This is a genomic window from Enterococcus sp. AAFC-DPL-5146, from assembly GCF_058216635.1.
In genome coordinates this window covers 446,385-459,969 of record NZ_CM177103.1, presented here as the reverse complement: position 1 = coordinate 459,969, position 13,585 = coordinate 446,385, and the positions used below count along the sequence as shown (strand labels likewise).

General features: G+C 32.2%; 12 protein-coding genes. 3 read left to right on the top strand and 9 right to left on the bottom strand.

Going from position 1 to position 13,585, the window contains the following annotated elements:
* Nucleotides 1–113 precede the first annotated feature (113 nt).
* The gene (locus AC4BB2_RS02020) at nucleotides 114–830 is read right to left on the bottom strand and encodes a winged helix-turn-helix domain-containing protein (RefSeq protein WP_490473785.1); all 717 of its coding nucleotides are present in this window, start codon (nucleotides 828–830) and stop codon (nucleotides 114–116) included.
* 198 nt (nucleotides 831–1,028) lie between these two features.
* Between AC4BB2_RS02020 and AC4BB2_RS02015 the strand changes: the two genes are divergently transcribed.
* Genes AC4BB2_RS02015 through AC4BB2_RS02005 form a run of 3 tightly spaced genes read left to right on the top strand, consistent with a single transcriptional unit; the run spans nucleotide 1,029 to nucleotide 3,586 of the window.
* Nucleotides 1,029–1,796, top strand: a complete 768-nt coding sequence (locus AC4BB2_RS02015; RefSeq protein WP_490473784.1) for a LytR/AlgR family response regulator transcription factor — start codon at nucleotides 1,029–1,031, stop codon at nucleotides 1,794–1,796.
* Nucleotides 1,786–3,117, top strand: coding sequence for a sensor histidine kinase (locus tag AC4BB2_RS02010; RefSeq protein ID WP_490473783.1), 1,332 nt, complete (start codon nucleotides 1,786–1,788; stop codon nucleotides 3,115–3,117). Before AC4BB2_RS02015 ends, AC4BB2_RS02010 begins: the two co-directional genes overlap by 11 nt.
* A gap of 25 nt (nucleotides 3,118–3,142) precedes the next feature.
* Nucleotides 3,143–3,586 (top strand): transposase, encoded by a 444-nt coding sequence (locus AC4BB2_RS02005; RefSeq protein WP_490473782.1) that lies wholly within the window; start codon nucleotides 3,143–3,145, stop codon nucleotides 3,584–3,586.
* 583 nt (nucleotides 3,587–4,169) lie between these two features.
* On the opposite strand, the gene AC4BB2_RS02000 is transcribed toward AC4BB2_RS02005, so the two are convergent.
* The 8 genes from AC4BB2_RS02000 to AC4BB2_RS01965 form a co-directional block, all read right to left on the bottom strand.
* Nucleotides 4,170–4,706 carry an HdeD family acid-resistance protein gene (locus tag AC4BB2_RS02000; RefSeq protein WP_490473781.1) on the bottom strand — a complete coding sequence of 179 codons (537 nt, stop codon included), beginning with the start codon at nucleotides 4,704–4,706 and terminating at the stop codon, nucleotides 4,170–4,172.
* A 223-nt stretch (nucleotides 4,707–4,929) separates the two neighbouring features.
* Complete coding sequence (locus tag AC4BB2_RS01995) at nucleotides 4,930–8,634, bottom strand: MucBP domain-containing protein (RefSeq protein WP_490473780.1); 3,705 nt, start codon at nucleotides 8,632–8,634, stop codon at nucleotides 4,930–4,932.
* Nucleotides 8,635–8,773: 139 nt separating this feature from the next.
* Nucleotides 8,774–9,823: a WxLIP family cell surface protein gene (locus AC4BB2_RS01990; RefSeq protein WP_490473779.1), complete on the bottom strand. Its 1,050-nt coding sequence runs from the start codon at nucleotides 9,821–9,823 to the stop codon at nucleotides 8,774–8,776.
* Between the two features lie 139 nt (nucleotides 9,824–9,962).
* Nucleotides 9,963–10,685: a WxL domain-containing protein gene (locus AC4BB2_RS01985; protein ID WP_490473778.1), complete on the bottom strand. Its 723-nt coding sequence runs from the start codon at nucleotides 10,683–10,685 to the stop codon at nucleotides 9,963–9,965.
* Between the two features lie 90 nt (nucleotides 10,686–10,775).
* On the bottom strand, nucleotides 10,776–11,000 hold the full coding sequence (locus AC4BB2_RS01980) for a hypothetical protein (RefSeq protein ID WP_490473777.1): 225 nt from the start codon (nucleotides 10,998–11,000) through the stop codon (nucleotides 10,776–10,778).
* A 12-nt stretch (nucleotides 11,001–11,012) separates the two neighbouring features.
* On the bottom strand, nucleotides 11,013–11,330 hold the full coding sequence (locus tag AC4BB2_RS01975; RefSeq protein ID WP_490473776.1) for a hypothetical protein: 318 nt from the start codon (nucleotides 11,328–11,330) through the stop codon (nucleotides 11,013–11,015).
* A 2-nt stretch (nucleotides 11,331–11,332) separates the two neighbouring features.
* Nucleotides 11,333–12,418, bottom strand: a complete 1,086-nt coding sequence (locus tag AC4BB2_RS01970; RefSeq protein WP_490473775.1) for a WxLIP family cell surface protein — start codon at nucleotides 12,416–12,418, stop codon at nucleotides 11,333–11,335.
* Nucleotides 12,419–12,447: 29 nt separating this feature from the next.
* The gene (locus AC4BB2_RS01965) at nucleotides 12,448–13,107 is read right to left on the bottom strand and encodes a hypothetical protein (RefSeq protein ID WP_490473774.1); all 660 of its coding nucleotides are present in this window, start codon (nucleotides 13,105–13,107) and stop codon (nucleotides 12,448–12,450) included.
* Nucleotides 13,108–13,585: the final 478 nt, after the last annotated feature.

Sequence of the window (13,585 nt, the reverse complement as noted above, 5' to 3'; positions counted from 1 at the left end):
AAATTTTATTTAATCGAACTTGAGTCGAGATGACTGGTCGAAAATAAATTCAAGTCACGTTGTTCCTTCCAATCGTTACTGATTAAAAAGATCATTGTAAGACTTTTTCACGTCTATTTTTGAAAGGTTTTTGAATAGGTAAGTATATAACCTTTTGTTCGAATGATTTTAATTTCAAAATAAGTTTGTTCTTTTAGTTTATTTCTGATATGAAATATGAAGTTTGCTGCCCTGTATTTTTCTAGCGCTTCTCCTGTTGCAGCGCCATAAATTACTTCATGTATTTCATCGTAAGTAACAACCTTATCCAAATTTTCATATAACAGCTCAATAATTTTGAATTCTTTTTGGGTTAATGCTATTATTTTGTCATGCACCACAAGACTTAGCTTTGATGCATCTAGGGAATGCTTATCAGATGTTTTTTTTGTTCTTCCTCTATCTAATAACTGATTTTTATAATTGAGTGCATTTTTTATTACGATTTCAAGCATCTCAACTCCCTGCTCCGACGGAATAATCTCTATTACAGAATTTTTACTCAAGTGAGGATACAATTTTGTCAGTTCAGAATCATTTTCTCCATTTAGAATCCAAATAAACAAAGGATGATCCTCTTGTAAATCAATCAACCATTGCAATGCTTTGACATAGTCTGACGATTTCTCCAAATGAATGACTAAGCCATCCAATAAACCGATTTGCTTTTTTTCTGTAATTTCAATTAGTGAATAACTTTGTTCATTGAGAGCCTTTTTTATCAATAAACCTATGTTCTCGTTCTGTTCAGAATCTTCTCTGATATGTAATATGCCAATTGTATTTTCCATATGGCTCCCTCCTAAGTCAAAATTTCTTCAGAAATAACTACTTCCAACTCACTGTACATTGACTATACTATCAACTATTTATCCAGAAAAAAACGACTTGTAAGCGCTTTTCGATATACTTTTGGTAAAACCACTATGTATTTTTATAATAATTATGATATATTTATAAAAAAATTTTAAAAGGAGAAATATCTTTTTATGAATGTGAATATATATATATTAGAAGATGACAACAACTATCGGAAAAAAATAATGGAATTTATTCTTAGCTATAAATCTAACTTCATTACTTTTAATTTTCCGCAACCACATAATCATCTAGAATTTATGAACTATTTTCAGAAAAATTTGATCGAAGACACAGATATATTTTTCTTAGATATTGATTTAAAAACCAACTTTTCCGGGATTGATATTGCTAAGCAGATTCGGACAATAAATTCAAAAGCAACAATTATATTCTTAACAACCGCAGCTGATCAAGCAATTAATATTATAAATGAAAATATCTATCCAACTAGATATCTAAAAAAAGAAATTGCTAATGATGATGAGACATTAAAAAATATTTTACAAATACTATATGATTTTGAAAAAAAAACATTATCTTTAAATAAACATAATGATGTAGTTGCATTCCAAACACGTAGTGAAACTCTTTTCTTTAAACTATCTCAAATTCTCTTTATTGAATCCGTTTCTGGTCACAAAGGATATGTATCAATAAGGACAATGGATAAACAATATTTAATCAAAATGAAAATCAATACCGTAAAAAAGCAGTTTCCACAAAAAAATATGTTAACCAATTTACAATCTTTTATTATTAATCTAGATAATATTGTTGGATACAATAAGTCTTCTACTACGTTGATTTTTCAAAATGATATAGTACTTTCTACTGGTGTCAAAGTATTTAATAAAGTTGTTAACGCGATTAAGGAGCGTGATAGTATTGATCGATAGACATCTTTACCTAGTAATTACTTCAATTAATGTGATACCAATCATATTCTTTTCTTGTCTAAAAAAAATAACCTCTCTTAAAGAAAGATTATTTTTTTTAGGCATCCTAGGTCTTCAGATATCATTTGACCTGTTATTCCCTAAAGAAGCTGTTTATTTTGGAATTTCATTATTTTCTATTTCTCAGTATTTTATTTTTATTCGGAACAAATACAGTTGGATAGTTCCTACTATTATTATTTCTGGTCAAACCTTGCTTATACTCATTTCATCTATTTTTACATTTGATTTGTGGTTAATTCTATACATTATCGACGCTATACCTTACCAATTATATACAGACAAATCCGTCCGAGTGATTATATTAGTTTCTCAGCAATGTCTTGTTTGTATTCTGCTTTTATTTGTTAATCATTTTGAAAATAAGTTTCAAATCCTACTTCATCTCTCTTTAATTAAAAAAAAATATCTTATTATCTCGATTTTTACCTTTTTTTTCATTACAATATTAAGATTTGTAGAACAGATATTCATTGCATCCAAAAATGTACTCGTTTATTCTATTCTTTGCTTAGTAATTATATTTATCATCATTCTCTTTTCAAATTATTTTCATGCTAAAAGTAAGTACTATCAGCAGAGGAAACTAACAGAGTTAATTCAAAATCACCTAAAAAATGAAAAATCATATATAGCCCTAGCTAATGAATTTAAACATGATTATAAAAATATACTAATTAGTTTAATGGGTTATTTGAAAAATGATCAACTTGACCAAGCTAAAGATTATCTAGAGAATATTCTTAACTACTCTAGTAATTTACTGGAAATGCCCCGATATCCACAGTTATTTTTGATTAAAATTTTTCCAATACAAACACTTATCAACGACTATATTCAAAAAAGTCTTGATAATAATATTACATTTGATTTACAGGTCCTTAATGCTATCGACACTGTGAATATTCCTTTAATAGATTTTATTCGTGTCTTCTCTATTTTATTAGATAATGCTATTGAAGCAACAAAACACACACAAAATCCTTCTATCTTGGTTCTACTAAAACAAGATGACAAAGAAACATTCATACTAGTTAAAAATTCATCTACAGAACTTAGCAGAGAAACTGCTCAATCTCTTTTTACAAAAAATTTTTCTACCAAAGAGAAAAATCAAGGACTAGGTCTATATATTTTTTCTTCTATTTTAAATAGATACAATAATGCATCGTACATTGTTGAGCATGATAAAACTAATTTTACAGTATCACTTACCTTGCATAAAAAAAATGACACTATATTCAGTAATATAGATGATTAAAGATTAGATGTTTAAAGATTTTTTAATGGATAAAAAGAAGTGGCTGGGACAAAACAGACGAATCACAGACACACTCATTCTAGAGTGTGTTTATACAACATTACGCAGAAAAGTTCCTCAATTTCTCGAATCCTTAGAAGGGTTTATGACACCTCATTATCGTAAAATGTTATCTCTTCATCTCATTCAAATTGAGTGCTTAGAAAAACAATTAGTAGAAGTCGAAGAAACAATAAACGATTATCCCGTTCCTTATAAAGAATACGTAGAACATTTAGAGGAAATCCCGGGAATCAATCGAAGAACGGCGGCAGTTGTACTTGCAGAAATTGGGATAGATATGTCTGTTTTTCCGACATCTGGACATTTGGCTTCATGGGCAAGAGCGCGTACAGGAAATAATCAAAGTACTGGAAAGACACGAAGTAAACGGGTAGGGAAAGGAAATTCTTATCTAAAAAAGGCCTAGCACAAGGGCACTGGCCGTTTCCAAAGGGAAAACCAATCGATCCAAGCATGTTTCTTTTAGGTAAGAAGAAATGCTGGACACAAAAAAACGATTGTTGCGACCGTTCATTTATTATTACGTATCATTTATCGGATGTTTTCCAATCAGTCCCGCTATAATAAACTTGGAGGAAGTTATTTACAAAACAGAAAGAACACTCTAACATATAGTCGCCAAAGTGTTCTATACCAATTATGACTAACTACACATTAAATAGGAGGTAAGCTTTTTTGTTTTTTTACGGGTTTAGTTTTCGTATAATAACTCTTCGAGTCTTGTCTCAGTTACTTGTAATCCGAATAAACGGTGGGAGCAGAAGCAACTCCTTCGGAAATAAACTCTTCCGTCCCAACCTCTTCTTTTAGTTCTTTCGTTTAGATTTAGTTAACTAATTTCCACTTATACTCCCTAAGACCTCTCCTCATAATGTTTTGGCTAACTTAGATATATATGTAAAATAAACTCCAGCTTGTCACTCGAATTAGATGAACTACGACAGTTTTTTAGCAAAAAAAAGAAGCTGATTTCCAGCTCCTTTTTATACTTATTTGATTTTACGCAATTGGAAGTACGAAACGATTTCACCAATTCCCATAAAAATCAGAATACCACCAAATAATTGGAAAAGTACTAGCAAACTGCTAAATGGATTAAACGTTAAAACCAATCCAGCAATAATCAAAATTGCACTGTAAATTAGCATCGGCATCCAGCTAACATTGACATATGTGCGTAAATTGACTGATTGAATAGCACGAGTGACCCCAACAATCACGATCACTAAACCTAGGAAAATTGGTAAAATACTTACGATTCCTTTAGCAAACACAAGCACGATGCCCGCAATCATTAGTAAAACGATTCCACCTAAAAAACTCATTCCATAAGTTCCTGTTGCTTTTTTGACTTTAAAACCATCATAAAGATTTAATACACCCATAATTGCAATATAAGCGGATATAAAATAGACAGCCACTTGGAATACACTTCTTGGATTAATCAAAATCAACAAGCCAAAAATCATATAAACAATTCCTCGCAACAATGCATACTTTCTTAATTGTTCCATAACGTTATTCATTATTATCCCCTCCATTAATGCGTTACTTGTTTTCTAGTTATATTGTATAGAATTTCTTTGAATAAAACGAGTGATATGGATTATTAATTGTTATTTTTATGAATTAAGACCTCTATTGCAACGATTTAAGGAAATTCCAATTCAGATTGACAACATAACGAATCAATGTGAAGAAGTTCCCCCCATAACTGAATCCTTCGGGCGGAACTTTTTCACATTTCTATTAAGGTGTTTGTTCAACTTGCCATAAAATGGTTGCTCGATAGCCTCCTGGTTGAAGAACTTCTCCTGATGGTACTTCAAGTAACAATCCTGTTTGATTTTTATCCCATTCGCTGCTTAAATTGTATTGTCCTTTCGTATCATGTTTTTTCACTGCAATAGATTGTGCGGTTCCTGCTGATAAAGTGACTGTTTCTGTATCACTTACCTTATAACGGAGGGCAGACGGAAGAATTTTACTTGGGTCTTCTTGGCTGGTTAATGGTTTTTTTAACGTTGCTGTTAAGTCCCAATTCCCTCCTTTTTTACGATTATCCCAAACAATTAAAGGCTTATCATACTTCGCTTTTTCTACTTTTATAAGGGGTATTCCTAATGTCTTCCGGCCAAAATTCAAAAAATTGGGGGAAGATTGCACGAACAATCGCCCTTTAAATTGGTACTGAACGGTACTTTCCTCACTTGTAACAGGAATTTTTGTTTCACTTTCTGGTTTTGTCACTAATTGATAGTTTTTATCCAGAATCGTTTGAATCACTTGTTTGACTTCACTGTCTTCTGTTAAATCAATCGTTGTTCCTATTATTTTATTGAAAATGATCTTATCATGTAGTGGCTCGCCTGTTTCATCTACAAATTCAACGTTCACCTTTTGATTACTTTGAATATCGATAGTAATCGTTTTTCTGATTGTTTCCGAACCTTTAGTTGCTTTTAGCACAGCTTTATAGATTCCTTGTTTAGGATTTTTGGGTAATGTCGTCGATTCTACGGACAAAGCAGTCCCCTTAATCAAACCCGTTGCAACATCCCAAGCAACAGCCTCTGATTTTTCAAGAATCAATTTGTTAATTTCACTTTCAGTAAGGTTTTGAAAAGGTTCCGGTCTACTTTTAAAATCGTTCACTGCAATATACAGCCCTTTAGATGGTGGGGTTTCATCAATCACCTGAACAGGAACTTTGATCAACGTAGTTTTGTCTGGTTGATTGGTATCAGTCATCCGCACCATGACACTTTTTAAGCCAACCGTTGACGTATCCGGCATTTCCCCTTCATATTCATAAGCTGATGTATGTTCTGGTAAAATAATGCTATCTTGGACCACTGCTGAAGCTTTTTTATTAAACACAGTTCCTTTTTTGATGATTTGCGGGATTGGTTTTGCCCCTAGATTATACACATTGATTTTTACAACATAATCTTCTGACGGCAATCCGTTGTATGGTCCTTCCGCCTCATTGATTGCTAATAAAGAGATATCATAATTTTTGATTGTTCCTAATTCTTCATTTAGTTTTTCTGGTAATTTATCTATTGGAACGGTCAAAAGACCATCGAATTCTTTTTTACTATTTGAGGTAAATGGCATAGTTGCTTCTTCCCCAGTAGGATAAGTAACATAGACTGTTCCATGGTCAGTTGTTGTAGGTATCTTACTCAACTTATAATTATATTTAAGATCTTCAGTGTAATCTTGGTAAATATTGAAGCTCTCTTTTTGTGCTTTTATTTTCATATAAGGTAATTCGCTACCAGCAAAAATTTCGTATCCTGCTTTTAACGCGTTATCTTGTGTAATTGCTTTCCATGGTGCACCTAATTGGTATCCCGAATCGACATAAGATGCTATAGCTACTCCTTCATTATAATTATTACTCTCGGAACCCGTTCCCGTAAAATCATCTTTAAAGTAATTCCTCCCCTCGCTAACCCCTATTAATGAATAACGACCAGCAATATATTTGGTGTAATCTGACAACCAATTTCCTCGAGAATCTTTTAACTTTATGGTAAATCTCTTATCCTTCGAAGGCTCCATGTAAAAGCCACTATTGTTCCCTAATGCATACATTGAGACGTAATCATTATAATAATCCGTATCCACACTTTCCAACATTGAAAAACGCTTCGTTTTAGCAGCAAGATTGTACATGTCTAACCGAACATTAAAATTTAAATTTCTATTCAACGATAAATTGTAAACATAAAGAATCTGATTTGTTTGATCTATTAAAAGTTGCTTTAACTGATTACCTTTTCTTAGAAAATATTTGTATGTAAATTTCAAAGCAACGTCACCATCACTTAATCCATTTTTCCGACTCCAATTCGTTCCATATAAAACATTGCCATCTACTCCAGGAATATCTGCAACTTTTACAGAATTAAAAACATAAGTTTTATCAGCACTATCCTTGATAATAAAGCCCACTTGATTATTTCCATTGCCCACAGAGATCCCTCTATCTTGGAACCCCATCTTAGAATTATTTACCGGATTAATGATGACTCCTTCATTAGATTTTAAAGGAATACTTTTCCAGCCTTTACCACTATCTTCAAGTACTTGATCTGGAAGAATCAAAATAGTAAATTTATAGGTTAATAACTGTTCATTCAACGTAATTGTAATAGTTATATCTTGAGGACCTCTGCTGGTATGAACAATCTCTGAATTGGTAATTTGTGCATCTAATTCTTTTCCTGAAGTTAATTCCCAAGCTTTTGGTGCTATTTTTTTTGTTAATGCTTGAATGACTTGTGAATCACTTTTGTCTTTGATTTCACTTGCATTCAGACATAGCGAATAATTAAAACTCAGTCCTGCTTTTGACTCCAAAATAATCGTTTGATTATCCAAAGTCACAGTAATTGGTACTGGAATGATAGTCGATACAGTTTGGGTTTTCTTATCGGTCATTTTAATATAGCCCCAGTGAAAACCTGCCTGACTTGTATCAAACTTATTTACTGGTTCGGTTGGTTCACCGGCTGGATTTTTAACCCATTCATACGTTGAGCTAGCTGCAACTGTATCTTCTACAGCTTGATATTTCGAAAAAATATTTGCTGCATTCGTCCCCATTGCTAATTCTTTATTTTTGTCCACTTTAAAATAATAAGGAGACTTTAACTCTGCACCAAAGATAGTAATATTTTGTGTTTTTGCATCTGTTTTACCTTCCAGCTCTACTTCAAAAGTAGCCGTGTATACGCCCACAGATGTCGTTGGAATTGTTGTCTTGCTGATATTCACCTGTACTTTTGCCCCATTTTCCAACTTCCAAGCTTTTACATTTGATTTCGCCTTTACTAGTTGTTGCAGTTGTTCTTCTGTTTTATTTACTATTTCATCTGTGTACAAAATAATCTTATCCAATTGGAGTACAACTTGATTATCTAATAACAACGACGTTCTCTCATCGGTAATTGTTACTGGTATAGGAACACGAATGCTGGTCTCTTTAAAATGTTCAGTAATTTCTACATAGATCATTTGAAACCCTGGTTCCTCACTCGTAGGGATAACAGGTGAGCCATCTTCATTCACGTATTCATACGAGGCACCTAGTGCTGGGTAGGGAAGGATTATTTGGGAAAAAAGCTGTTTACGTCCTTCTTCTTTAGTAATATCTGGAAATTTTTCATTTTTTTTTAGAGTCAACACTTTCGGTGTCGCTTTTAGTCCGTCTACATTTTCCACAGGATCTAACACCTTGACTAAATCGTTTTTCCTACCTATTACTTGTAAGCTTTCATCAGTCGCTTTATTCGCTGATTCTTTCATATTATTTTCAGGTTTAGCTAATATAGGTTTGGTTGTACTGTATAAAACCAAACAAAAAAAAATACTACATATTATTATCCCAGTACATTTCCATATTATTTTAGTTTTATAATGCTTCTTCTTTTTGTAATCCATTTTTTTCTCCCTTCTTAGTTTACTTCCTACCAGATACTCACTTCGATGATCAGATTCCCTACTTACTAAGTAGACTTGATACAAGAAAAGAGTTTTAACGTTGGCTTAATTGATTTATTCATCAATAAAAAACAACCACTTATCTTTTTTTATTCGTAGATGCTTTGTGCCTTTTTCGTTTATAGACTGAAATACCTACAAGAAATGTGACGCTCAGTATTAATATGGTCAGCCAAAGCGTTCCCATACCTCCACTATTATTTTCACTATTTTTTGTATTTATACTATTCGCTTCTAATGAATTGACCTTAAAATCATCTGTCCAAGACCAACTACCACCATTTTTTGAAGCGACATCAATCTGAGCTGTGTACTCTCCAGATATAATCTTTTTATCTGCTAAATCAATAGGAATATCAATCATTGAATTTGGTGCCATCCTCATTTTTTCTTTACGGTACTCAAATAAAACTTTCTGTTTGTTGGCTTTTCTTACTTGAACAAACACATCCATGTCTTCCATATATACAGGATTTACATTAGACAGATTGACGAAAAGATGGCTTTTTCCATCTTTAAATGCTATGTAGGTCTTGTTAAGTTTTAACTGTGGTTTTATGCTATTTGTCTCACCGACTCTCAATAGCATACCAACTAAAAATGCAAATTCATTTATTACAATATCTTTGGTTACTTGGTCACTCTCCTTAACATCATTTACAGGTTGCAGTTGAATGCCACCTGCTATCAATCCATTAAACGTCTCCTTTGGTACAGTCACAGAAAAATTGATTTGGTTACTACTTCTAGGCGGAATAATGACTTGCTTTGGTCCATTCACTATCTCTGTGAAATCAATTGCTAAAGATTCATCTTTCTTTAAATCATTAGGTCCATATTCAACTTTTCCGATACTGTTGGTTTTCGCACTATTTAATTGGATTTTTACCTTTAATTCTCTTGGCAATGAATTATATAACTTGACTGACACTTCCTGTTCTAGTCCCGGTTTCATTGTAAGATCAAAGTATCCTAGATTTTTATTTTTTTGATTTTCAGGATAAACTATTTCATAAGATAATCCATTTATCAAATTTGAAGAGTCTTTTTCGGCATAGTTTTTTATAGGTTCATAGAATAAACCTGCCAAGAGGAACAGTAAGAAAATAAGTGTTCTTTTTTTTTTCATTTCTGATCCGCCTTTCTTAAGAAATCGACTTTTTTTACTAATTACACATATGATATATTTCATTTCTGTGAACTACTTATAACAATAACTGTCGCCTAATCTACTTAATCATCGATCAATACATACTTTAATTTAATTTTTAGTATGTATTGTCAAGGCTCCAGCTTACACTGCCTTTAAATGCTTTACCAGAAGCGCTTGTTCCTGTCGTGACAATTAATTTTGTATCTGTTAATTTTGTAGCAAAACCGCCTTTAACACCATCTGCTTTCGTTTTAGAAATGATATTGGTTGCGGTTGTATTTCCAGCCTCTAATGTGACACTTTTATTAACAACAATATTATGAGGATCAGCAAGAGCCCCTAATGTTTCCTTAGTAATTGGGTTTGGTAGATAGTCATTTGTATCGGGATCAACTTCTCCGATATTATAAGATTGAGGAGCGCCCAAACTAAATGTTAGTTTTGATGGTAATTCAGTAGCAGACTTGTCATCAGAAACTAACTTAGACAATTTAGCTGTGACTTTCCAAGCAGGAGTTGTTGCACCACCTTTTTCACCCTCTACTTCAGTAGCTTTTCGGTCATCGTTCACAACTAAGTATTGATCGCCTTCTACAGTGTTACTGTATGTAGCAATGTTGGCCGTTGCTGATTGACGCCCAAAATCAAACTTCGCTGGCGTCCAAGCCATTGCTAAGTTATCTTTAAACGGTCCTTGTCCTGGTTTTACTGGCCCATCAACATCGAAGCGGATACCAATATCTGATTTTTCTTTCCCTACCTCTTCTGCATTCATAGGTTTTGCAAAAGCGATTAGTGCTATTGATGCAAGTAACGTTGTAAATAGTATTTTTTTCAAAATTTAATCCCCCTTATTATTTAGCATAAAATAAAACAGGCGACAGTTACTGTTGTAAATAGTTCACAGAATCGTACATTCATCCTAATGTTATCCAATTAATTTGATTTGATCTTTTAACAAGGTGAATAAATAAATAATTAGAGACAAACTTGCCATAGACACTACTAATAGACTAAAGTTGAACACTACAACTAGTTTTTTTTTACGTAATTTTTTTACTAAAAATACATCTCTGGAAAGTGTTATCAAAAAAAACAATAATGAACTAGTGGATAGCCCTCCCAATATATACACCCATAAATAATCTTTCATCTTTCCCTCCTCCTATACATCCATGCTGTATACTTTGCGTAAACTTATGACTCCTAAAAATACAATCATACAACCTACTCCTAATAGTAATAAGATGAATGATGTCATCAACTGACCCAACCTTGGAAGTGCAGCATTTGTTGAGGGGTATGTAGTTGGTTTCACTTCATACAAGGCAGGTTTTTGTTTATCTACTTCAACAAACTGTCCAAATGAAATGCCTGTTTCTGTCTTTTCTTGATCTGCTAAAATATAAGTTGTTTGGCTTGTGACCATAAAAAATACACCTATTATAATAAACAGCGGCCAAATATAGTAATATTTTTTCATACTTATTCACCCTCATTTTTTTTGCGTTTTATTCTCTTTTTTTTGCGTTTTGTAATTCTGATTTTCTTCCATAATTTTTCCCATTTTTTTCTTCTAAAAAGGAGATACAGCGTAATCAAAACAGTCACCATACATAAAGCAATTGTTGCTCCCTTTATCCAATTAGGTGTAATGATTTTAAACGCGCTCTCTTCATTCATTTTTTTTGCTTGTTCATTTGTAATCAAGAATTCTTTGCTTAGTTGCCACTCTTGATAATCATTTGATGCATCCAATTTCAACGTATACATCCCCGATGGCAGCGAAGCTATTCCCCAATCCATTTCAAAATCAAAGAAGCTATTTGGTGCCATACTGTAATTTTCTACTGTTTTTCTTTTAACAACTTCCCCTGTTCCTTTTTTTGTCATAGTAGCTATGATACTTAAATTTTCTAGTACTTTTGGTTCAGGATTTTGCAAGTTAGCTAAAACCATTTTTTTCCCACGTTTTATTGCTGCTTTTACTGAGTTTAAGTTCAAGGTTTGACCGTTATTAAATTCGTCTCCTGATTCAGAGGTAATCAATCCTACTCGGTAAGAAAATTCTGTAGACACACCGTTTTTGGCTTGTTTTTCTTGATCCACAGCGAATACCAAAGCACCCATTTTAACGCCCTCATATTGGTTTTTTGGAGGGGTTAATTGAAATTTCACCGTTTTTTCTTCATAATTACCAACTGTAATGTTTGGGGTTTCTATTTTTAGCATCGACGTTACAGGTTCATTTAATGTTGAATCATAGTAGGTTTTATCATCACTATATTCAATGCTGCCTGCATCTCCTGTAATAGCATTTGTTCCATATATTTTAAGACGAACCTCTTCTTTTTTAGTACTTTTGATTCTTACTTCCAACATTTGTGCTTCTCCTTGTGATGTTTTTACATAAAAGTAGCTTTTGTTGGGATCTATTTGCGTATTTGGTTGTACAAGCGTCACCGTATATCCTAGATTATTCTCATCATCGGCTGCTCGTACTTGATTTGCGAAAAAAAATAGTGAACAGAGACAAATAAGTAATGTAAATATCGTATTAATCTTTTTCATGAAAAAAGTTTCTCCTAACTACTAGCTATTTATTCTTGTTTAATCGATTGAACAATAAATTCAACGAGCCATTCATTTTTCTCATCATTTTTCAGAAATGTCACTAATTGATAGCCTTTTTTCTCAAAATAATCTGTCCAATGAGCCACGAAATTTTTGGCATAGTTTTCTGCATCTTCCTTTGTTTTGAAATGGCCTTCTGTTTTAACCAATTCATTTTCCTCGTATAGCTCATCTTTTTCCTCATACAGATAGGTTGTAATGACGTATATGATATATACGATAGTTAAAGATACGATATATAGTAATAACAACAGCGGCCAAACAACAGGTTTTAATAAAGCTATCCCATTCATTCCTATAATTATTAGGAAAATAATCACCCAACTATTCATTTCTTTTTGTTTGATTACTGCACGTTTATTTTGAATGTAAAACATTAAAACAAGCAATAAATTTAATGTCATCAATAAAAAGACAACAAACAGATAACCCAATAATTCATCTAAATAGTAATTAACAACAAATAACAACTGAATAATGAACTTGTCTTTTTTATCAACGTAAAACATAGCTCTTTCATAAAATTTTGAAAAGAAAATGAAGTTGCTTACCCAACCAATTACAATTATTGCTTCACAGAGATAGTAACTTCTATATTTTTGATAGTAATTTCCCTTATCCTTCACACTTTTACCCATCCATTTCTTTAATATAATTACCCAATTATTCCATGTCCTCTATCAACTATTCCATATAATATTAGATAGATAAACGATGAATTTTGTTTCTTAAAACTTGCTTTTCCCCAAACCGTTTATTTCATTTTCATAGAATAATTCAATAAATTTGAATTTAATCGTTTTTAATGTTATTATTTTTTTGTAATTATTAGACTCAATTTTGATGCGTTCAAAAATGAGTATCAAACATTTTTACTTTTGTAATTAATAGTCCATTTTAAAATTTTTTTAGCATATTACCTAGTCCTATAACAAATAATTTTTAACGTTTTTTCAGTCTGTTACTGAACTATTTTGACGTTTCCAATAAAAAAATTACTACTGCTCTGTTTCTGAATATGTAGTAGATCAATTGAAGGATAATAAAAACTCACTTCTGTTCAAGATTCTTCACTATATATCTTCTTGTTTTATTAACAAACAA

Coding starts and splice junctions, on each gene's coding strand:
- AC4BB2_RS02020 (WP_490473785.1), bottom strand. CDS start 830: ATGGAAAATACAATTGGCATATTACATATCAGAGAAGATTCTGAACAG.
- AC4BB2_RS02015 (WP_490473784.1), top strand. CDS start 1,029: ATGAATGTGAATATATATATATTAGAAGATGACAACAACTATCGGAAA.
- AC4BB2_RS02005 (WP_490473782.1), top strand. CDS start 3,143: ATGGATAAAAAGAAGTGGCTGGGACAAAACAGACGAATCACAGACACA.
- AC4BB2_RS02000 (WP_490473781.1), bottom strand. CDS start 4,706: ATGAATAACGTTATGGAACAATTAAGAAAGTATGCATTGTTGCGAGGA.
- AC4BB2_RS01995 (WP_490473780.1), bottom strand. CDS start 8,634: ATGGATTACAAAAAGAAGAAGCATTATAAAACTAAAATAATATGGAAA.
- AC4BB2_RS01990 (WP_490473779.1), bottom strand. CDS start 9,823: ATGAAAAAAAAAAGAACACTTATTTTCTTACTGTTCCTCTTGGCAGGT.
- AC4BB2_RS01980 (WP_490473777.1), bottom strand. CDS start 11,000: ATGAAAGATTATTTATGGGTGTATATATTGGGAGGGCTATCCACTAGT.
- AC4BB2_RS01975 (WP_490473776.1), bottom strand. CDS start 11,330: ATGAAAAAATATTACTATATTTGGCCGCTGTTTATTATAATAGGTGTA.
- AC4BB2_RS01970 (WP_490473775.1), bottom strand. CDS start 12,418: ATGAAAAAGATTAATACGATATTTACATTACTTATTTGTCTCTGTTCA.